General features: G+C 63.3%; 16 protein-coding genes and 1 tRNA gene. 12 read left to right on the top strand and 5 right to left on the bottom strand.

Translation table 11 applies throughout. The annotated features are described in order from the left end of the window. Positions 1–2 precede the first annotated feature (2 nt). Positions 3–1,646 (bottom strand): methyl-accepting chemotaxis protein, encoded by a 1,644-nt coding sequence (locus tag AC1RRC_RS16275; protein ID WP_493056558.1) that lies wholly within the window; start codon positions 1,644–1,646, stop codon positions 3–5. Positions 1,647–2,523: 877 nt separating this feature from the next. On the opposite strand from AC1RRC_RS16275, the gene AC1RRC_RS16270 reads away from it, so the two are divergent. The 5 genes from AC1RRC_RS16270 to AC1RRC_RS16250 all read left to right on the top strand — a co-directional run bounded on the left by AC1RRC_RS16270 (position 2,524) and on the right by AC1RRC_RS16250 (position 9,063). Then, a tRNA-Ser gene (locus AC1RRC_RS16270) sits at positions 2,524–2,613 on the top strand. A gap of 357 nt (positions 2,614–2,970) precedes the next feature. Continuing rightward, positions 2,971–4,878, top strand: a complete 1,908-nt coding sequence (locus tag AC1RRC_RS16265; protein ID WP_493056557.1) for a TOL_0244 family TonB-dependent receptor — start codon at positions 2,971–2,973, stop codon at positions 4,876–4,878. Beyond that, a complete protein-coding gene (locus AC1RRC_RS16260) occupies positions 4,866–5,510 on the top strand; it encodes a TOL_0243 family YfiR-like periplasmic protein (protein ID WP_493056556.1) in 645 nt (214 codons plus the stop codon). The genes AC1RRC_RS16265 and AC1RRC_RS16260 overlap by 13 nt, the downstream gene beginning before the upstream one ends. Further along, positions 5,510–7,414 (top strand): sensor histidine kinase, YfiR-like protein-associated, encoded by a 1,905-nt coding sequence (locus AC1RRC_RS16255; RefSeq protein ID WP_493056555.1) that lies wholly within the window; start codon positions 5,510–5,512, stop codon positions 7,412–7,414. The genes AC1RRC_RS16260 and AC1RRC_RS16255 overlap by 1 nt, the downstream gene beginning before the upstream one ends. A gap of 8 nt (positions 7,415–7,422) precedes the next feature. Further along, positions 7,423–9,063 carry a glycoside hydrolase family 30 protein gene (locus tag AC1RRC_RS16250; protein ID WP_493056554.1) on the top strand — a complete coding sequence of 547 codons (1,641 nt, stop codon included), beginning with the start codon at positions 7,423–7,425 and terminating at the stop codon, positions 9,061–9,063. Here the strand turns inward: AC1RRC_RS16250 and AC1RRC_RS16245 are convergent, their stop codons facing one another. Then, complete coding sequence (locus tag AC1RRC_RS16245) at positions 9,064–9,912, bottom strand: HpcH/HpaI aldolase/citrate lyase family protein (protein WP_493056553.1); 849 nt, start codon at positions 9,910–9,912, stop codon at positions 9,064–9,066. A 147-nt stretch (positions 9,913–10,059) separates the two neighbouring features. Between AC1RRC_RS16245 and AC1RRC_RS16240 the strand changes: the two genes are divergently transcribed. The 4 genes from AC1RRC_RS16240 to AC1RRC_RS16225 all read left to right on the top strand — a co-directional run bounded on the left by AC1RRC_RS16240 (position 10,060) and on the right by AC1RRC_RS16225 (position 11,545). After that, positions 10,060–10,206: a hypothetical protein gene (locus AC1RRC_RS16240; protein ID WP_493056552.1), complete on the top strand. Its 147-nt coding sequence runs from the start codon at positions 10,060–10,062 to the stop codon at positions 10,204–10,206. A gap of 175 nt (positions 10,207–10,381) precedes the next feature. After that, the gene (locus tag AC1RRC_RS16235) at positions 10,382–10,504 is read left to right on the top strand and encodes a hypothetical protein (protein WP_493056551.1); all 123 of its coding nucleotides are present in this window, start codon (positions 10,382–10,384) and stop codon (positions 10,502–10,504) included. Positions 10,505–10,636: 132 nt separating this feature from the next. Beyond that, complete coding sequence (locus tag AC1RRC_RS16230) at positions 10,637–10,999, top strand: hypothetical protein (RefSeq protein ID WP_493056550.1); 363 nt, start codon at positions 10,637–10,639, stop codon at positions 10,997–10,999. Between the two features lie 66 nt (positions 11,000–11,065). Beyond that, a complete protein-coding gene (locus AC1RRC_RS16225) occupies positions 11,066–11,545 on the top strand; it encodes an acyl-CoA thioesterase (RefSeq protein WP_493056549.1) in 480 nt (159 codons plus the stop codon). A 137-nt stretch (positions 11,546–11,682) separates the two neighbouring features. Here the strand turns inward: AC1RRC_RS16225 and AC1RRC_RS16220 are convergent, their stop codons facing one another. From AC1RRC_RS16220 to AC1RRC_RS16210, 3 genes are all read right to left on the bottom strand, one after another. Further along, positions 11,683–11,871 carry a hypothetical protein gene (locus AC1RRC_RS16220; protein WP_493056548.1) on the bottom strand — a complete coding sequence of 63 codons (189 nt, stop codon included), beginning with the start codon at positions 11,869–11,871 and terminating at the stop codon, positions 11,683–11,685. 33 nt (positions 11,872–11,904) lie between these two features. Beyond that, positions 11,905–14,787, bottom strand: coding sequence for a bifunctional diguanylate cyclase/phosphodiesterase (locus tag AC1RRC_RS16215; protein ID WP_493056547.1), 2,883 nt, complete (start codon positions 14,785–14,787; stop codon positions 11,905–11,907). A 186-nt stretch (positions 14,788–14,973) separates the two neighbouring features. After that, a complete protein-coding gene (locus AC1RRC_RS16210; protein ID WP_493056922.1) occupies positions 14,974–15,762 on the bottom strand; it encodes a spermine/spermidine synthase domain-containing protein in 789 nt (262 codons plus the stop codon). Positions 15,763–15,927: 165 nt separating this feature from the next. On the opposite strand from AC1RRC_RS16210, the gene AC1RRC_RS16205 reads away from it, so the two are divergent. The 3 genes from AC1RRC_RS16205 to AC1RRC_RS16195 all read left to right on the top strand — a co-directional run bounded on the left by AC1RRC_RS16205 (position 15,928) and on the right by AC1RRC_RS16195 (position 19,007). Then, positions 15,928–16,203 carry a hypothetical protein gene (locus tag AC1RRC_RS16205; protein ID WP_493056546.1) on the top strand — a complete coding sequence of 92 codons (276 nt, stop codon included), beginning with the start codon at positions 15,928–15,930 and terminating at the stop codon, positions 16,201–16,203. A gap of 72 nt (positions 16,204–16,275) precedes the next feature. Next, positions 16,276–17,466, top strand: a complete 1,191-nt coding sequence (locus tag AC1RRC_RS16200) for a GGDEF domain-containing protein (RefSeq protein WP_493056545.1) — start codon at positions 16,276–16,278, stop codon at positions 17,464–17,466. 80 nt (positions 17,467–17,546) lie between these two features. Next, positions 17,547–19,007, top strand: coding sequence for a Ppx/GppA phosphatase family protein (locus AC1RRC_RS16195; RefSeq protein WP_493056544.1), 1,461 nt, complete (start codon positions 17,547–17,549; stop codon positions 19,005–19,007). Positions 19,008–19,054 lie beyond the last annotated feature (47 nt).

Raw genomic sequence — 19,054 nt, 5'->3', positions numbered from 1 at the left:
GGTCACACGACGAAACCTGAAACGGTCTTTTTCAAGTCGCCAGCCTGCTGGTTCAGGCCTTCGATGGAGCGGGCGATGCTGTCGCATGACGCGGCGGATTTTTCGGATTCCTCAGCGATGTAGCCGATCGCGGTACTGACTTCGCGCGCCGTCAGCGATTGTTCGTGGGCGGCCTTGGAAATGTCCGAGATGGCGAGCGTGGTATTGGCGACGCCCGCCGCGATCTTGTCGAATGCTTCGCCGGCCTGGCGTGAAATGTCGCTGCCGGCCGAGGCCCGCTTGACCGATTCGTTGATCAGCTTGGAGATTTCCTTGGTCGCTTGCGACGAACGCTCGGCCAGCTTGCGTACTTCATCGGCCACCACGGAAAAGCCCAGCCCATGTTCGCCGGCGCGCGCAGCTTCGATCGCGGCATTGAAGGCCAGCATATTGGTCTGGCTGGCGATCTCACTGATGACCTTGACGATTTCACCGATATCTTCCGATGAGCGGTTGATCAAGTCCATCGCTTCCATCGACTTGGCCACCGCTTTCGCGCCGGCTTCGGCTTCCTGCTGGGTGGCCTTGGCCAACTGGTCGGCATTGCGGGTACTGTTGGCAATGGTGTCGATCGACGTGGTCAAGCCATCCACCGACGCATTCATTTCTTCCACCGTGGCGCCCAGGGCCTGGGTGCCGAGCGCGACGCCGGACGAGCGCTCGGCGATCGAGGTCGATGCGGAACCGAGGCCATTGGCGGCATTGACCACTTCGCCGATGACTTGCCGCAAGTCGCCGATCATTTTCCGGATGCCGCCCGCCAGGTGGTCGAGGGCTTCCTCGCCTTCCACGGCGATCTGGCTGGTCAGGTCGCCGTGCGCCGCCTTCTCGACCGACTCCAGCAGACGGCTGATTTTTGCCTTGTCGGTGGCGGCTTGTGTTTTGACGGCATTTTCCAGCGCCACCTGCTCGGTAATATCGCTGGCATATTTGACGATCTTATACGGCTTGCCATTTAAATCAAAAATCGGATTATAAGTTGCTTGAATCCAAACTTCTTTCTTGTCATTGCCAACACGGTGATAGCGTCCGCTGTCGAATTCACCCCGGTTTAATTTTTGCCAGAAACGCTTATATTCCGAACTATTGGCATAATCGGTTTCACAAAACATCCGGTGATGTTCGCCGACAATATCTTCCAGCGTATAGTTCATAACTGACAAGAAATTATCATTGGCATTCAATACATGGCCCTGCATGTCGAATTCAATCACCGCCAGGGCTTTGCCGATGGCGCTGACCTTGCCTTCGTACTCGGCGTTGCGCCGCTTGCTCTCCGTGACATCGGTGGCGAACTTGACCACCTTGTAGGGCTTGCCATCCTTGTCCAGGATCGGCGTGTACGACGCGTTGATCCAGACTTCCCGGTCGCCTTTCCCCAGGCGTTTGTATTCCCCCCGGTCGAACTCGCCATTGCGCAGGCGCGCCCAGAATTGCTTGTAGGCGGGACTGCGCACGTACTCGGGTTCGCAAAACATCGAGTGGTGTTGCCCCTGGACTTCCTCCAGGGTGTAGCCCATGGCTTGCAGGAAATTGTTGTTGGCGTGCAGGATGGTGCCATCGAGATTGAATTCGATCACTGCCTGCACGCAATTCAATGCGCTCATTACAGCCTGCAGTTCCAAATCCTGCGAACTGACTTCACCAGCGGGAGCATTCATTATCGACTCGCTTTTACCGAGATAGTTAAGGGGGATATCAAATTGACAGGGATACCAATGCTTCGTCTTTATCGCTTTGTAACTTTCAGGCATTAAGATAAAAGCGACTTGATATTGAGGAAACGCAATGCAGGGCGCCGCATTTCTTCATTCAATAATGGCGATTTTTTTTGGGAACATTCTCACACATTGTCACGATTGCGCGCGATAAGGCGTGTTTGCAGGCTGACGGGCTGCGAACCGTTATATTCACTGCAAGAGTAATTCAGCCGCTGTGGCGCCGACGCCAAGGCGGTGTGATCCATGCCCTGGACAACCCCGGCAGCCCGACCCTGCCGCGCCAACCGGGGCGATGAAATGTTGATCCGGAACTATGCCAAATCCATATAAGTTTATGCAATTTGAGAATTGGATTGAATTGGCAATTGCTCATAACATGGGCATCAGCAGCTAGACCTTTGCAAGTAAGTATGCAATCAGGCGATCAACACGGCTGCAGAAACGTACCCCGTACCCGTACCGTTGACGATCTGGAGCATAGAAATGACTCAGCAGACCCAGCCGACCAAAGAGCAAGTTCGGCTTTACATGGAAGCACGGCAAACCCAACAATGTCCGCCGCCGTCCATCCCGGAAATCCGCCGCCAGCTGGGCTGGGGCCTGACGCAACTGTCAGCCAGCGATGGGAGGCGGGAAGGGCGAATGTAAACACGTCCCCGCCATGTGATCTGCCACCGGTTATGCCGCTTAGAAATTAATTGCATTTGGCACTAGTAATTTGAAATGCGGATGGCTATAATGCTGGCTCGCCAACGCGAGGTACGGAGAGGTGGCAGAGTGGTCGATTGTACTTGACTCGAAATCAAGCGAAGGTGCGAGCCTTCCGAGGGTTCGAATCCCTCCCTCTCCGCCAGTACAAATAAAAAGAGCTCCCAACGGGAGCTTTTTTTATTTGTGGACGGAGAGGGAGGGATTCGAAGACGAGCGCCTGCCAGCGCGAGGCTCTTCGAATCGCCACTTTGCTGTTTTGCGCCAGCGCAAAACAGCCCCGCGCGCCGAGGGCGCGCGTCGTCCCCCCTGACTCCTCATAAGCCGCAGCCCTGCGGCAAAAAAAACCACACCCCCCAATCACCCTCAGCATTGCAAGCCACTGTTTTATAACGATCAGTGCCCATCCCAAACATTTTCCCCAAGCCAAATTTCAATCAAATCAACCATAATATCCTTATAATTCTTTCCACAGCACCTCAACCCCGTGCATAAGGACCCCATGACACCCCGAACGCAACGCGCCCTTGTTTTAGGCCTTCTGCTGGCAGCCACGACGGCGCAGGCGACCGAAGCCGATTCTGACCTGGCCGACCTTTCGATCGAACAGCTCAGCAACATCGTCATCACGTCGGTTTCGCGCCAGGAGGAAAAGCTCGGTAACGCCGCCGCGTCGCTGTACATCATCAGTGCCGGCGACATCCGCCGCAGCGGTGTGCGCACCTTGCCGGAAGCATTGCGGCTGGCGCCCAACCTGATGGTGGCGCGCCAGGATGCGCGTAATTATGCGGTGGCCGCGCGCGGCTTTGCCGGTGTGTTCGCCAACAAGATGCTGGTGCTGATCGATGGCCGCAGTATTTATTCGCCCCTGTTTTCCGGCGCCTTCTGGGACGTGCATGACGTGGTCATGGAAGACATCGAGCGCATCGAAGTGATCAGCGGACCGGGGGCGTCGATCTGGGGCGTGAATGCCGTCAATGGCGTGATTAACATTATTACCAAGTCGGCCAAGGATAGCCTGGGCATGCTGGCCAGCGTGGCCAGCGGCTCCAAGGAAAAAGATGGCACGGCGCGCTATGGCGGCGCGTTGCCGAACGGCGGCCATTACCGCCTGTACGCCCGTTACTGGCATACCGAAGATGTTGATTATTCACCGCGCCTCCCCCAGAACCCGACCGGCATGCAGCGCCGCCAGGGCGGTTTCCGCGCCGACCTGCCGTTGCTGCAAGGCGCGCTGATGGTGTCAGGCGACGTTTATGAAGGCGAGCTGCACCAGACCACCACGCGCGACATCCTGGTCTCCGGCGGCAACGCCATCGCCCGCTATACGCGCAAGCTGACCGACGATTCCGACTTGCGCGTGCAACTGGTGCTCGATCACGTCGAGCGCAACCAGCCGAACAATTTTATCGAACGCCTCGACACGGTGGAAATCGAAGCGCAGCACGGCGTGCGCTTCGGCGCGCACAACGTGGCCTGGGGCGGCGGCTACCGCCAGAGCAAGGACCGCATCACGCCGATCGGCTTTACGTTTGCACCGGAAAATTTCGATATGCACTGGGGGAACGTGTTCGCCCAGGATGAAATTACCCTGACGCCCAGCCTGCGCTTCACGGCCGGCGCCAAAGTCGAGCACAACCACTACACCGGCGCGGAATACCTGCCCAGCCTGCGCCTGGCGTGGAATCCGGGGCCCAATGAACTGGTGTGGGGCAGCCTGGCGCGCACGGTGCGGGCGCCATCCCGGATCGACAAGGACTTCCTGGCGCCGACCAAGCCGGTCATCGTGGCCGGCAAACCGGTGCGCCTGATCAATGGCGGGCCGTCCTTCGAGTCGGAAGTCGCCAACGTGGCGGAAATCGGCTATCGTGCGCAACCGACCGAGCGGCTGAGCTATTCTGCGACACTGTTCTATGCCGATTATGACAAGTTGCGCACGCAGGAACCCGCGCCTGTGTTTGGCTTCGAATTCAAGAACCTGGGCAAGGCCACCACCCGTGGCCTGGAACTGTGGGGCCGCTGGCAAGTGGCGCCATACTGGCGCCTCAGTGGCGGGCTGGTGCGGCAGATGATCAATATCGGTGTCAAGCCGGGCAGCCGCGACGGCGCCGCTGGCACCTCGCTGGGCGCCAATGATCCGCGCCTGCATGGCGTGCTGCGTTCATCCTTTGACATCGGCGACTGGCAACAGTTGGACTTTACGTTGCGTTACAACGGCCGGTTGCCCAATCCCGCGATCCCGGCGTACTATGAGATGGATATGCATTGGCTGTGGAAGCTGCGCCCAAATGTGGATGTGGCGCTGATCGGCCAGAACCTGCTGCATCGCAGCCACATCGAATTTGGTGGGCCGAATGGACGCAGTTCCTATGAGCGCACTGCGCTGGTGAAAGTGACATGGCGATATTGAGCGCTCCCCTGAATACTGCCGGACCGAACCTGCTGCTGCCGGCGCCACGCACCGTCGCGGCCGGCGCCGCGCCGCGCAGTCTGCAGCGCAGCGTGCTGGCCATGCTGGCGCTGCTGTGCGCGACCTTGATGGTGGCGCTGTCCTGCATGGCCGTGGGCGCCGATGCGCCGGCGGCCAATGGCGTGGAACGGGGCGTCAAGGCCGCTTTCCTGTATAAATTCCTGGGCTATGTCGAATATCCGCAAGACGCCGGCCCGCTGGTGGTGGGGGTGTTGGGGGCCGACGATATCGGCGCCGAACTGGCGCGCATCACCACCGGACGCAACGTTGGCGGCCGTGCGGTCACGGTACGCGTGCTGCGCGATGCCGATGCGTTGACAGGATTGCACATGCTGTTTGTCGGCGCCGATGCGCAGCGCAGCGCGGCACTGCTGCGCGCAGCCCAGCAGCAGGGGGTGCTGACCGTGACGGAGTCGGACAATGGCCTCCAGCAGGGTAGTGTCATCAATTTCCGCCTGGTGGAAGAGCGGGTGCGCTTTGAAGTATCGCTGCCTGCCGCGGAAAAAAACGGCCTGAAACTCAGTTCGCGCTTGTTGTCGGTGGCCTATCACGTCCTTAAGGGCAGTCAGTGATGTGGGCGTGGCTGCGTCCTGCCACCGTGCGGGGCAAGCTGGTGATGATGGCCCTGGCGACCACCTTTGTGGCGCTGATGACGTCCGCGGCCGGCATGCTGTTGTATGACCTCGATTCCTACCAGCAGTACTGGGTGGACGACATGACGACCCAGGCGGAAATCATTGCCGTGGTCAGTACGCCAGCCCTGAGTTTCAACGATCCCAGCGCGGCGCGGCAAAACCTCGGCATGCTGCGCGTGCGGCCCCATATCCTGGCCGGCGCGGTCTACGATGCCCGTGGCGCCATGTTTGCCGCCTATGCGCAATCGTCACAGGAGACGCCGGTGTTCCCGTCCCGTCCCGGCAGGGCGGGCCACGCCATCCAGGGCGGCCACCTGGTGGTGTACCACCCTGTGCTGGAAAACGGCGAAGCGATCGGCACGGTCTACCTGATCGCCCGCTATGGGCTGGTCGAGCGCATCCGCACCTACGCCGCCATCATGGGCGGTGTCATGTTGCTCAGCCTGCTGATGGCGGCGCTGGTGGCGGCCCGCCTGCAAAAAGACATTACGTTGCCGCTGGCAGCCGTGACCGGCGTGGCGCGCGAGGTGATGGAAAAGCGCGATTTCAGCCTGCGCGTGCGTTCCCCCATGGCCAGCGGCGAAATTGCCACGCTGGTGTATGCGTTCAATGACATGCTGGCCGAAGTGGGCCGGCGCGCCCAGGCATTACAGGATACCAACCGCACGCTGCAGTACGAAATGACGGTGCGCCAGGATGCCGAGCGCGCCTTGCTGCAAGCGGACCGCCGCAAGGATGAATTCCTGGCAACCCTGGCGCATGAGTTGCGCAACCCGCTGGCGCCGATCCGCACCGGCCTCGACATCCTGCGCCTGGCCGGCGACGACAAGGTGGCCTGCGACCGGGCGCGCGGCATCATGGAGCGGCAGTTGCGGCAAATGGTGCGGCTGGTGGACGATTTGCTCGACGTTTCGCGCATCAATACCGGCAAACTGGCCATCAAGCGCGAACCGGTGGCGCTGCAATCGGTGGTGAGCGATGCGCTGGAACTGGTGCGGCCCTTCCTGGAAGCGCAGGAACACCGCTTGCAGGTGGAATTGCCACAACACCCGGTGTACGTGCTGGGCGACGCGACGCGGCTGGCGCAAGTGTTGTCGAACCTGCTTAACAATGCCGCCAAATACACCAACCGGGGTGGCGAACTGGGGTTGCGCGCCATGGTCGAACAGGGCCGGCTGGTGATCCGGGTCAGCGATAACGGCATTGGCGTGGCGCCGCACATGCTGGGCGAAATCTTTGAAATGTTCGTGCAGGCCGACACATCGCTGGAACGCAGTACGGCGGGCCTCGGTGTGGGCCTGTCGCTGGCGCGCCGGCTGGCGGAACTGCATGGCGGCACGATCGTGGCGGAAAGCCCGGGGATCGGGCAGGGCAGCACCATGACCGTGACCCTGCCCATGATGGCGGCGCCGGATGCGGCACTGGATGCGCAATTGCCGGCCGGACCGGCCGGGCGGCGCCTGCGCGTCTTGCTGGCGGACGACAACGTGGACTTCGTGGACAGCATCGCCGTGCTGCTGCGCGGCGCCGGCCACACGGTGCGGGTGTGCCACGACGGCGCGCAGGCGCTGGAGGCGGCCGATGCCTTCCAGCCCGACTACGCTTTCCTCGACATCGGCCTGCCGCGCGTGAATGGTTACGACCTGGCGCGGGGGTTGCGCAAGTTGCCGGGCCTGCGCCAGACCGTCCTGGTGGCGGTGACGGGGTGGGGCCAGCAAAAAGACCGCATGCTGGCGCTGGAGGCGGGCTTTACGGCGCACCTCGTGAAACCGGTGGCGGTGGACCAGATCCTGGCGATCATGGGCGGCAGCCGCGAAGGCATGTTGCAGCGGCCGGCATGAAGTCTGGCATGAAGTGGCGCGGCGGGAGTTTGCTGGCGGGCGCCGGCGGCGCTGGCGGGTTGGCCCGCCTGGCGATGGTGCGCACGGCGCAGCTGGCCATGGTGCTGGCGTTGCAGCCGGCGCAAGCCGAGCAGCCGCAAGCGGTGGCGGCGCAGCCGCAGGATGGGGCCGCGCGTCCGGCGGCCATCGCTGGCGAGGCGGTGAAGGCCGGCGTTGCCGGGGTCTGGCTCACCACCGCGGACCGTTCCGCCGTGCTGGTCCGCCAGCCGGACGTGGCGCTGGGCGCGCCAGTCAAGGCATTGACGCCGTGGTCGCCCGGCGTGGAAACCGCCGGTCCGCTGCCTGCCGGACCCCATGCCATCACCATCGACGTGGCCCGGCCTGGCCAGCCGGTGCTGGGTTTTGGCGCCACCCTGAGCGCGGCATCGGCCTGGCTGCTGCTGCAGCGGCTCGATCCCGCCAGCCGTGGCGCCCTGCTCGATGAACTGTTCAGCCGCAAAGGCCAGGGCCTGGGGTTGGGCTTCATGCGCCTGTACCTGGGCGCGTCGGAGTTTGCGCGCAGCCGCTACAGTTATGGCGATAGCGCCGAGGGTGTTGACGATCCCGGCCTGGCGCAGGTCAGCCTGGCGCCGGACCGGGAGCATGTGATACCCATGGCGCTGGAAGCACTGGCGCGCAATCCCGCGCTGGAATTCGTCGGTTCGCCCACCAGTGCGCCGGGATGGATGAAAACCAGCGGCAGCGTGGTGCAGGGCGCGCTGAAGCCGGACGCCTACGGGGCGTATGCGCGCTACCTGCGGCGCGTTGTCGACCTGTACCTGGAAGAGGGCATTCCACTGTATGCGCTGACCATGCAAAACGACCCGCAGCCACGAACCGCCAATGTCCCCGCCAATGCATCCGCTGACGCACCCGCCGACGCACCCGCCAATGCCCCCGCCGATGCGCCCGGCATGCGGCTCGACGCGAAGGCGCGGGCGGAATTGGCGGCCAAACACCTCGGGCCGCTATTCCAGGAAGGCGGCCCGCGCCTGCTGGAGTGGGATGGCGACTGGGATGGCGTGGCCAGCGTGCGCAAGGTCATGGCGGACAAAGCCGCCAGCGCTTACCTGGCCGGGGTGGCGTGGCATTGCCACGGTGGCACCCCAGGCGAGCAGGGCGTGCTGCGCGCCGAGTGGCCGGGCAGCGAAGCGTACATCACCGAATGCAGCGGAGGGAGCTGGGCGCCGGCCTGGGGCGATAACTTGCTGTATTTCGCACAGGTGCTGGCCGGTGGCGTACGCCATGGCGCGCGCGGCATCGCGCTGGGAAACCTGGCGCTCGATGAACAGGGCGGGCCGCGCACGGGCGGCTGCCGTGGCTGCCGTGGCGTCGTCACGATTACCCCGGGCGGCGTGGTGCGCAATCCGGAATATTATGCGCTGGCCCATGCCAGCCGCTGGGTGTTGCCGGGCGCGCGGGCGCTGCCAGCCGGGGACGGGCGCGACGGCGTGGAGCAGGCGGCGTTTATGAATCCGGATGGGACCGTCGTGCTGTTGCTGGTAAATAGCGCACTGGCGCCCCGCGCCGTGACGGTCAGCGCGGGCGCGCGCGGGTTTGGCTACACGCTGCCAGCCGGCAGCGTGGCGACCCTGGCGTGGCGCATGTGATTACTGATAGCGCCGAGCATCCGCACTGATCAGCCGCGCCAGCAAGATCATGGACTTGTCCAGCACTTGTCCGTCAAGCATCGGCTTGTGCGCGTCGACGGCCGCCGCCAGCACCCGGCGCGCCCAGGCCACGTCTTCATCGGAGGGCGCAAAGCCGCGGGAGACCGCGTCGACTTGCCCGGCATGCAGGCACAGCTTGCCGCCAAAGCCCAGCCGGTATGCCCGCCGCGCCGCCGAGGCCGCCGCGCCGTCTTCGCCGGTGTCGAGCGTGCCGCCATCGATCGGGCGGTGCAAGCCGGCCAGTCGCGACGCCAGCACAATCTGCGAACGGAAATGCAGCAAGGCTTCATCATCGTCCATGATGCCCAGGTCCACCCGGAAATCCGCCGCGCCAAAGAGCAGCCGTTGTACGCGTGGCGCCGAAGCGATTTCTGGCAGCCGCGAAAAGCCCAGCGCGGTTTCGATCATGGGGAACAGCGGCGCGGTGGACGATGCGCTGGCCACATCGTTGACCCGCTCCGTCTTGGGCAGCACGATGCCGGCGATGCCCGGGCGGTGGCACAGCACCAGGTCGTCGCCGAAACAGCCGGAGTTCACGCAATTGACCCGCACCAGCACCGGAACGTGGGGCGCCCGGCCGGCGGCGCTATCGAGCCAATTGGCCAAGGCATCGCGCGCCGCGCCTTTGGCGGCGGGGGCGACCGCGTCCTCCAGGTCGATCACGACGGCATCCGCGCCGGAGGCGCAAGCCTGGGCAAACTGGCCGGGGCGGTCGCCGGGGACCATCAGGAATGTATGGGCCAGGGCCAGCCTGGCATCGGGTGGGGTAGCCTGTATCGCGGTACTCATTGTGCAACGCTCCTTTCCGAAAAAAGCGACCGACTAAAGGTTTGACAGCGGTTCGGTACACGCGAGGCATGGCAGTGCGGCAAGGGTGCGCCATCGCTGGCGCTGAGCGGCTAGTCTGGCGGCAGCAACCGTTTGCAGGAGATTGCCATGCACCGATACTATGCGCACATTACGCCGGATCCGGAATCGCCGCCGCCGGAGCCGGAAAAAGATCCGCCGCCGGACGACAACCCTACGCCGTCACCCTCGCCGATTGAAGAGCCTGAACCCAAACCGCCGCCAATGAAAGCGTGAGGCGCCCAGCCTATCAGGGGTGTGGCGGGCGCGGCGCGCCGTACCGCGCGTCAGCGTTGCTCCATAGCTACAGCTGCCAAATGAATAGGCATTATTACGTCCGCTGTAATGAGGCCGTCACCAAAGTATTCATATAATGAGTCAACGGCTTTAGTTTCACTTGACGGAGGCGAACATGGGCAACTCACTGCACAACAAGATCTACCTGGGGCGCCGCCTGAGCGTCAAGCATGTCCAGCTGGCGCTGTTCCTGACTATGATGGCGGGGGCTGCGCTGGCCTGGTACATCGTCCAGTAAGCGCCTGTACGCGTCCGGTCGGCGCGCAGTCAGCGGGGCGGCATGCCGCCCGGCGGTGAGTCGTGATTCCTTGCCTCCGCAAGCGGGGGCGCGTACCATGGTGGCCGAATGGCAACTCTTGGAACAATCGCAATGAAGAATCAAAAACTCACCGTGGACGAATATGACGCGCTGGAAGAGGTGCGCCGCGGTATCAAGGGCGACCGCCCGAGCGCCTGCGTGGGGCGCAACACGAAAAAACTGTCCGGCCTCAAGCTGATCAGCGTGGCCCGCAATGGCCGCATCTCGCTGACGGAAGCGGGCCAGCAAGCCCTGTTCCTGCGCCGCTGCATCCTGGCCCTGCGCGCGGTCGCCGCCGGCGGCGATGTCGCGCTCGATGACGAGGTCGCCAACTTCCTCGGCAAAAAATCCCATATCGTGCCGCGCGACGGTGGTTTCGACATCACCGACAAGGGCAGGGAGTCGCTGGCCGATATCGAGGCGCAGGGCTTCTGATCCCGCTGCGGGCGCGCGGCCCCGCATGCCGCGTCTTCACACGATCCGCCATACCAAGGAACTGAGATGGAAGCACCACACTGGTCGGCCCACGAGCTGACAATGACGGTTTTGATGACGCCGGACATGGCCAATTTTTCCGGCAATGTGCACGGCGGCGCGATCCTGAAATTGCTCGATGGCGTGGCGTATGCCTGCGCCAGCCGTTATTCCGGCACGTATGCCGTGACCCTGTCGGTCGACCAGGTGATGTTTTTGCAGCCGATCCACGTGGGCGAGCTGGTGACGTTCCTGGCGTCGATCAATTACACCGGCAAGACGTCGATGGAAGTGGGGATCCGCGTGGTGACGGAAAACATCACGCAGCGCCTGGTGCGCCATGCCAACAGCTGCTATTTCACGATGGTGGCGGTGGACAAGGACCGCAAACCGGTGGCGATTCCTGAACTGGTGCCGGAAACGGAAGAACAAAAGGCCCGCTGGGAACAGGCCAAGTTGCGCAAGGCGGCCAAGCTGGCGCTGGCGCCAAAGCGCAAAGCGCCGTAACACTGCATATCTCGTAGGGCGGTTTGCGCGCAGCGCAAGCCGCCATGCATGCATAGCGGCGATGTAACACGTCGCCGCGCCGCACGCATGGCGGCAAGCCTGCGGCTTACCACCCTACGGGAATCTGGCATCAGGCATTAATTGCGGCGGCGCTGCGGATAGACCAGCGTGCGCACCGCAATGTCCGGCGGCACTTTCATCGCGGACAGGAATTCAGCCGCCTGGCGCAAGCCGATGGCCGGCATCGCGGCAATGGCCTGATCGACCACTTCGCGGGTCCACATGTCGGTTCGGATGTGTTTTGGGTGCTCGGCTGGGGTAGTCATGTTGCACAGGTCTCCTGAATTACAGATCGTCAATTATGCAGCCGTGCCGGCCTCCACCCATGCCAACGGCGCGAGTTCTGCCCAACCCAGATGCTTGTTTTCACGCAGCATTTGCTCGAATTGCAGCGGAGCGACGGGACGGCTGAAGTAATAGCCCTGGATCTGGTCGCAATCGTGCCGGCGTAAATACTCCAGCTGCTCCCGCGATTCTACCCCTTCGGCCACCACGCGCAATTTCAAATTGTGGGCCAGCGCGATGATCGACACCACGATGGCTTCATCGTCTTCGTCGGTGGCGATATCGTTGACGAAGGAGCGGTCGATTTTCAGCACGTCGATCGGGAAGCTGCGCAGGTACGACAGGCTGGAATAGCCGGTGCCGAAATCGTCGATCGACAAGGTCACGCCCAGCGCTTTCAAGTCATGCAGCAGCCCGACCGCCTGCGTGACGTCATCCATGAATACCGATTCGGTCAGCTCCAGCTCCAGGCAGGCCGGCGGCAAGCCGGTTTCCTCCAGCACCCGCGCCACTTGCGCGACCAGGTCCGGTTGCGTGAACTGGCGCGCCGACAGGTTGACGGCCATGCGCAGCGGCGGCTGGGCGTGCGCGGCGCGCCAGTCATTCCAGGCCTTGCCCTGCGCGCAGGCCGACTTCAGCGCCCACATGCCGATCGGGACGATCAGGCCGGTTTCTTCGGCCAGCCCGATAAAGCGGTCCGGCGCGACCACGCCCATTTCCGGATGTTGCCAGCGCAGCAGCGCTTCCACGCCGGTGATGACGCCGTCGCCAAGGTCGACTTGCGGCTGGTAGTGCAGCATGAATTCACTGCGTTCGAGCGCCTTGCGCAGCGCGTTTTCAATCCGCAGCCGCTCCAGCGCTTCTTCATTCATGCACGGCAGGTAAAAGCGGAAACCGTTGCGGCCCTGCTTTTTCGCCGCATACATGGCGATGTCCGCATGTTCGATCAGGTGCTGCGCCTCGTCGCCGACGCTGCCGTCATAGGCGGCCACGCCGATGCTGCAGGTGACGAGGAACTCTTTCCCTTCCAGCATGATCGGCTGCGCCACCGCGTTCATCACGCGCTGCACCACCTCCGGCGCCAGCGGCGCGTCGTTCGATTCGCTGAGGATGGCGACAAATTCGTCGCCCGACAGGCGCGCCACCGTGTCGCTTTCGCGCACGCTGCCCGACAGGCGCTGGGCCACGGTTTTCAGCAAGATGTCGCCGGCCTTGTGGCCCAGGCTGTCGTTGACGAATTTAAAGCGGTCCAGGTCGATCAGCAGCACCCACATGTGGTGGCCGCTGCGGTTGGCGTAGGCAATCGCCTGCGCCAGGCGGTCTTGCAGCAGCATCCGGTTCGGCAGCCCCGTCAGCGCATCGTGGTGCGCGATGTGGCGGATGCGCTGCTCCGACAGTTTGCGTTCCGTGATTTCCGCGCCGGTGCCCCGGTAGCCCTTGAAGTCCCCTTTGGCGTCATATACCGGTTCGCCGCTGGTGCTGTACCAGCGCAGCACGCCGTCGTCGCCCTCGATCGCATATTCAAAGTGCGAGAACGGCAGGCGGGCTTCCAGCCGCGCCATGTGGTCGCGGCCCCAGCGCGTGGCCGCCATTTCCGGCGTGGCGTCCCAGCGCGTCTTGCCGATGAAGCGTTCCGGGCGGATGTGGCCCTTGTCGAAGAAGCCGCCGGTGATGCTGGTGAAACGCAGGTGGGTATCCTGTTCCCAGTACCAGTCCGACGACAGCGCCAGCAGGCGGCGGAAGCGCTGTTCGCTGTCGAGCAGCGCGCGCTCGGTGCGTTTGCGGGCCAGCACGTCGGCATTCAGGCGTTCGTTGGACTGGCGCAGCTCCGCCGTGCGCGCGTCGACCAGCATTTGCACCCGGCGCGAGCGCAGTACCAGCGATTGCACGAAGGCGGCCATCAGCAGCGACGACAGGATGCCGCCGGCCAGGGTCGATATCGAGCCCAGGTGATCGGCCAGGAAAGGGCGGGGCTGGGCGCTGATGCGCACTTCCCACTCCTTGCCCAGCACCGTGAAGTGCTTGCGGTATTCGCTGCGCTGCTGCCATGCCAGCCAGCGCGCCGGCGTGGAGTGGGTGGCCGCCGGCGCGGCGCCGTGGCTGAAGACCAGGCCATCGGCCACGCGCACCTGCAGCAGGGCGTCATAATCGTGCAGCAGGCCATCCGCTTCCAGGATCTTGCGCACCAGGTTGGTGGCGCGGATCACGAGGGCGGTGTCGCCCTGCCAGGCGGCCTGGCGCTGGCCATAATCGTCCACCGGCATGCCGGGCTGGTACACCGGCATCAGCATGATCAGGCCATATTCCTTGCCCGTGGCTTGCGCCAGCGGCAGCAGGCCGGTCGATGCCGGTTTCCCGGTGCGCAGGATTTCTTCCATGGCTTCGCGGATTTCCGGCCGGTAGCCGGCATCGAGGCCGAACGCCCGTTCATTGCCGGCCAGCGGTTCCAGGTAATCGACCACGCTGTAGTGCGCCTTGCGCGGTGCGCTGACGGGGCGTCCGTCCGCCATTTCCGTGATGGTATAGCCGGGGAATTCGCGCCGCATCTGCGCCTCGAAGGCCGGACGCGCGCTATCTTCCAGCAGGCGGTGGTAATTGAAGGCCTGGATGAAGGGATAGCGCTGCAGCAGCGGTTCGGTAAACGTATGGAACTGGCTGCGCGAGACCTGGGCGTTGGCGACAAATAACTGGTTGGTCACGGCCAGCACTTCGACCGCGTCATTCAGGCCGCTTTGCAGCGCGGCGGTACGCTGGTCGGCCCGCTGTTCGAAGGCCAGCTGCAGTTTGCTGTACTCGAGGGCGCCGACCGCGCCGAACAGCGCCGCCGTGATGCTCAGTCCCGCGCCGAGGGTGTACGCCGCCGCTGCGGTAAGCTTGAATTGGCGGCGATTGATCATTGCTGTCCTGTGCACGTATAAAAATGGCGGGGGTAGGGCCGCCATTAGTGTGTCACAGAATGCGGAAAAAGTGTTGACGTTCGGAAAAATTAAATTCCACACGACAACAATAATGACTATTTCATAAGCCGCATTGTGTTATCGAATGCATCATCGAATTGAGCATGGAATTGAGCATCGAATCGATCAGCGCCGCGCCAGCCATTGGGTCCGCAACACCATCCAGTGCGCCAGCAACCGGTGCAGCATGGCCCAGGCCAGTCCGCGCCCGCCCAGGCGGCGGATGCGGGCCAGCATGTCCAGCGATGGCGTGGCGGGCCCGCCGGCCACCGCCTTGACGGCAAACTGGATGCGGTTGTTGCCGGCGATGCCGTGCAGGGAACAGACGCGCTGCGGGAAGCAGCGCTGCAGCCGCGCCACCGTCACCGGGTATTGCGGATCATAGCTGAACACATTGGCCACCAGCACGCCGCCATGGCGCAGCGCCCGGCGGCAATCATTATAAAAGACCTCGCTGCACAGCGCTTCGGGCAAGCCGTCACGGTCGAAACCATCGACCAGCAGCACATCGGCGCGCCGGCTCCGGTCCTGGGCCATGGCGGCGAGATAGGCGGCGCCGTCGCCTTGCACCACCTGGAAACGGTCGCTGTCGGGCGGAATCGCGAACTGGTTGCGCAGGGCAATGACGTCGGCGCGCAATTCGACCACGGTGATGCGGCTGTGCGGCAGGTACTGGTGGCAAAACTTGGCCAGCGAGCCGCCGCCCAGGCCGATCATGACGATATGGGCCGGGCGTGGCTGGAACAGCACGAAGCACAGCATGGCGCGCACGTAGTCCAGCGTAATGCGGTGCGGCGCATCGAGGCGCATTTCACTCTGGATTTCACCGGGAATGAATTCCAGCGTGCGCACCCGTCCCCGGGTCCGTACCAGGGGCGGGGCGCCAGGCGGGTGTTGGTCGCTGTCGGCAGGCATGGGCAAGAAAGAGCGGCTAACTTGTTGGCAACGATGAAGTTCTGTTAAGCTCCCGGGACTCCGGAAGCAGCAGCGGACACGCGCAGGTTTCGTTTACAGGCAGATATTTTATCGGTACATTGCCAACATAGGCAGCGGCCACAGTGGAGATGGAGAGAGTAGACCATGTTTTTAGATCATCCGACAATTACCGCCACCAACAGCTTCACGGAGCCGGACCGTATTGAACGCCTGGGCCGTGTGTATGGCTATGTGGCGGCGCTGGCCGACATGGCTGGCAAAGGCACCTTCATTGAAAAATTCTCGCAAATCCACGACCACAAGGGCACGCTGATCGTGTTCTGGCACGATGCGCCGACTGAAGATGAAAAAGAATTCTTCAGCAAGGCCTGGGCCAGCAAGATCGGCGACGGCAGCACCAACGTCGAACACGAAGTCTGATACGCCGGCGGCGCTGCGCCCCGGCAGGATATTTGAAGTGCCTGACACCGCGGTATCAGGCACTTATTAAAGATGGATATAAAAACCCTGGTATTGGCGCTTGCGCTGGGCAATCTGAGCCTGTGCGCGGCGCTGTTCTTCTTTGAATACGAAAACAGGAAGTCGCTCAGCCTGTCGGCGTGGGCGCTCGCCAAGCAGGCCCAGGCCGGCGCCTGGTTCCTGTTGTATTTCCGCGGCGTGCTGCCGGATATGCTGACCGGCCCGCTGGCCAATGTGCTGCTGTTCGCCGGCATGGCGCTTGATGCCGGCGCCCTGTGGGAAGCGGCCGGCCGTTCCGGCTGGCGCAAGCTGCTGCTGCCTTCGCTGGCGGCGGCTTCCTTTGTTTACCTGGCCTGCCACGTGCTCGATGTCGATGCGGGCGTGCGGGCGGCGGCGGGTTTCCTGATCGTTGCGGCTTTCTTCCTGGCCGGTGTGGCCGCGCTGGCGCAAGTCTGGCGCCACGGCACCATGCTGCGCCGCTACCTTGTCGTGACGATGGCGGCCCTGTCGCTGCTGGTGGCGGGGCGCGGCGTGCTGGCGGCCGTGCTGCCGGACGGCTGGTCGTGGGTCTCGGCCGCCGTGCTGCAAGGGGTGGGCTTTAGCGCGCTGTACCTGATGATGCTGACCAATGCCTTCGGCTACCTGCTGCTGTCGCGTGAAAAACTGCAGGCCGAACTGGCGCGCCTGGAAGTCATCGACTTGCTGACGGATGTGCCGAACCGGCGCGGCTTTTACCAGGCGCTGGCGCCATGGATGGCGCTGGCGCGCCGCCCGGGGCAGGGCACCTCGGTGATCCTGCTGAGCCTGGACCAGTTCAAGCGCGTCAACGACAGTTATGGCCACACCACGGGCGACCTGGTGCTGAAAGCGCTGGTCGATGTGTGCAAAAAACAACTGCGCGACAGCGATCAGATGGGCCGCCTGGGCGGGCCGGAATTCGCGCTGCTGCTGCCCCGCACCGAGCAGCCGGGCGCGGTGCTGGTGGCCGAACGCATCCGCGCCGCCATCGAGGCGCTGCAGCTGCGGGCCGACAAGGCCATCATCAATGTCACGGTCAGCATGGGCGTGACCGTGATCCGCGCCGACGACAGCACGGTCACCCTGTTCAAGCGCGCGGACAATGCGCTGCAGTCGGCCATGCTGGCCGGCAGCAATCGCGTGGCGGAGGCGCCGGACGCGACGTTTGCGGAAATCGAACACGGAGATGTCATTATCTCGTCATAAAGGCGGCGTAACGTGTCTGGTTTCCGTATAATCGTATAAACAGTATGAATGGTATCTGGGAACCCAAACACGAGGAAGGTATGTACGCAGCAGTTGACCTGGGCTCCAACAGTTTCCGCCTTGCCATCGGCAAACATGACGGCGACGCCATCCGCGTGTTGAAAACCGCGCGCGAACCAATCCGCCTGGCGGCCGGCCTGGATGCCTCGGGCAACCTGACCGACGCGGCGCAGCAGGCCGCCCTGGCGTGCCTGGCCAATTTCCGCGCCGTGCTGGCCGGCTACCAGCTGGAAGCGCTGCGCGTGGTGGCCACGTCCACCCTGCGCCTGGCAAAAAATTCCGCCGCGTTCCTGCCCGCCGCCGAACAGGCGCTGGGCCATCCGATTGAAATCATTTCCGGCGAAGAGGAAGGCCGCCTGATTTACATGGGCGTGTGCAACGCCCTCAACCTGCCCGGCGAGCGGCGCCTGGTGATCGACATCGGCGGCGGTTCGACCGAATTGATCCTGGGGCGCGGCGCCGATATCGAACGGGTTGAATCGTTTTCCATCGGCAGCGTCAAGCAAAGCCTGTCGTTCTTTATCAATGGCCGGGTCGACGCCCCATCCTTCGATGCCGCCATCCTGTCGGCGCGCAGCCATTTCGAAGACGGCGCGCCGCCGTATCATCCGCAATACTGGACCCGCTGCTACGGTTCGTCCGGCACCATCCGCGCCATTGCCGACATCATCGACAAGAACAAGCTGGGTGATGGCGGGGGTGTCACCGCCGCGTCGCTGGAAGCGCTGAAGCGCCGCTTCATTGAACTGGGCCACACCTCGAAAATCGATATGCCGGGCCTGCGCCCGGACCGCGCCGCCACCATTATCGGCGGCCTGGCGGTGCTGATCGCCCTGTTCCACGAACTGGGAATCGACCGGCTGGAGCCGATCGAGGCGGGGTTGCGGGTCGGGGTGATGTGGGACCTGTACCTGCGTTCGACCAAGCGCGACCGCCGTGACCAGTCGGTCCGCGGCTTCCTGCAGAAATTCCACGTCGACGAGGAGCGCGCCGGGCGCGTGGCGGAATACGCGGGCGCGCTGTATGCGCAAATGAAACCGTCGACCGATGCTTACCAGCGCCTGCTGGTCTGGAGCGCGCTGCTGCATGAAGTGGGGATGGTGGTGTCGCAGACCGGATACCACAAGCATGCCAGCTACATGGTGGAAAACGCGGACATGCCCGGCTTCACCACGCGCGAACAAAAAACCATGGCGCGCCTGATCCTGGCGCAAAAAGGGAATTTACGCAAAATCAGCGAATCGCTGGCGGACGCGGATTTCGCCAAGGCCGTGGTGGCGCTGCGCCTGGCCATCCTGTTCATGCATTCCCGCATCGAGCCGGACTTCAAGGAATTGAAGCTGCGCATGAAAAACCGGATCGAACTGGAAATCAAGCGGGTGTGGGTGGCCGACCATCCGACCGCATCTTACTGGATGGAAAAAGAGCAGGAACAGTGGGATGACGTGGGCGTGGATTTCAGCATCAAAGGGACGGCCTAGGCCGCCGGGGTGTTAAAAAATTTCCACTGTCAAACAATTTCTTGCAA

It is taken from the genome of Pseudoduganella sp. GW821-FHT12E03 (assembly GCF_058807115.1).
This window is presented reverse-complemented; position numbering and strand designations above follow the sequence as displayed.

Bases quoted from the DNA above. Each gene is read 5' to 3' on its own strand.
- AC1RRC_RS16205 (WP_493056546.1), top strand. From the start codon at position 15,928: ATGTTTTTAGATCATCCGACAATTACCGCCACCAACAGCTTCACGGAG.
- AC1RRC_RS16260 (WP_493056556.1), top strand. From the start codon at position 4,866: ATGGCGATATTGAGCGCTCCCCTGAATACTGCCGGACCGAACCTGCTG.
- AC1RRC_RS16215 (WP_493056547.1), bottom strand. From the start codon at position 14,787: ATGATCAATCGCCGCCAATTCAAGCTTACCGCAGCGGCGGCGTACACC.
- AC1RRC_RS16255 (WP_493056555.1), top strand. From the start codon at position 5,510: ATGTGGGCGTGGCTGCGTCCTGCCACCGTGCGGGGCAAGCTGGTGATG.
- AC1RRC_RS16240 (WP_493056552.1), top strand. From the start codon at position 10,060: ATGCACCGATACTATGCGCACATTACGCCGGATCCGGAATCGCCGCCG.
- AC1RRC_RS16210 (WP_493056922.1), bottom strand. From the start codon at position 15,762: ATGCCTGCCGACAGCGACCAACACCCGCCTGGCGCCCCGCCCCTGGTA.
- AC1RRC_RS16275 (WP_493056558.1), bottom strand. From the start codon at position 1,646: ATGAGCGCATTGAATTGCGTGCAGGCAGTGATCGAATTCAATCTCGAT.
- AC1RRC_RS16235 (WP_493056551.1), top strand. From the start codon at position 10,382: ATGGGCAACTCACTGCACAACAAGATCTACCTGGGGCGCCGCCTGAGC.
- AC1RRC_RS16245 (WP_493056553.1), bottom strand. From the start codon at position 9,912: ATGAGTACCGCGATACAGGCTACCCCACCCGATGCCAGGCTGGCCCTG.
- AC1RRC_RS16220 (WP_493056548.1), bottom strand. From the start codon at position 11,871: ATGACTACCCCAGCCGAGCACCCAAAACACATCCGAACCGACATGTGG.
- AC1RRC_RS16225 (WP_493056549.1), top strand. From the start codon at position 11,066: ATGGAAGCACCACACTGGTCGGCCCACGAGCTGACAATGACGGTTTTG.
- AC1RRC_RS16200 (WP_493056545.1), top strand. From the start codon at position 16,276: ATGGATATAAAAACCCTGGTATTGGCGCTTGCGCTGGGCAATCTGAGC.
- AC1RRC_RS16230 (WP_493056550.1), top strand. From the start codon at position 10,637: ATGAAGAATCAAAAACTCACCGTGGACGAATATGACGCGCTGGAAGAG.
- AC1RRC_RS16195 (WP_493056544.1), top strand. From the start codon at position 17,547: ATGTACGCAGCAGTTGACCTGGGCTCCAACAGTTTCCGCCTTGCCATC.
- AC1RRC_RS16250 (WP_493056554.1), top strand. From the start codon at position 7,423: ATGAAGTGGCGCGGCGGGAGTTTGCTGGCGGGCGCCGGCGGCGCTGGC.
- AC1RRC_RS16265 (WP_493056557.1), top strand. From the start codon at position 2,971: ATGACACCCCGAACGCAACGCGCCCTTGTTTTAGGCCTTCTGCTGGCA.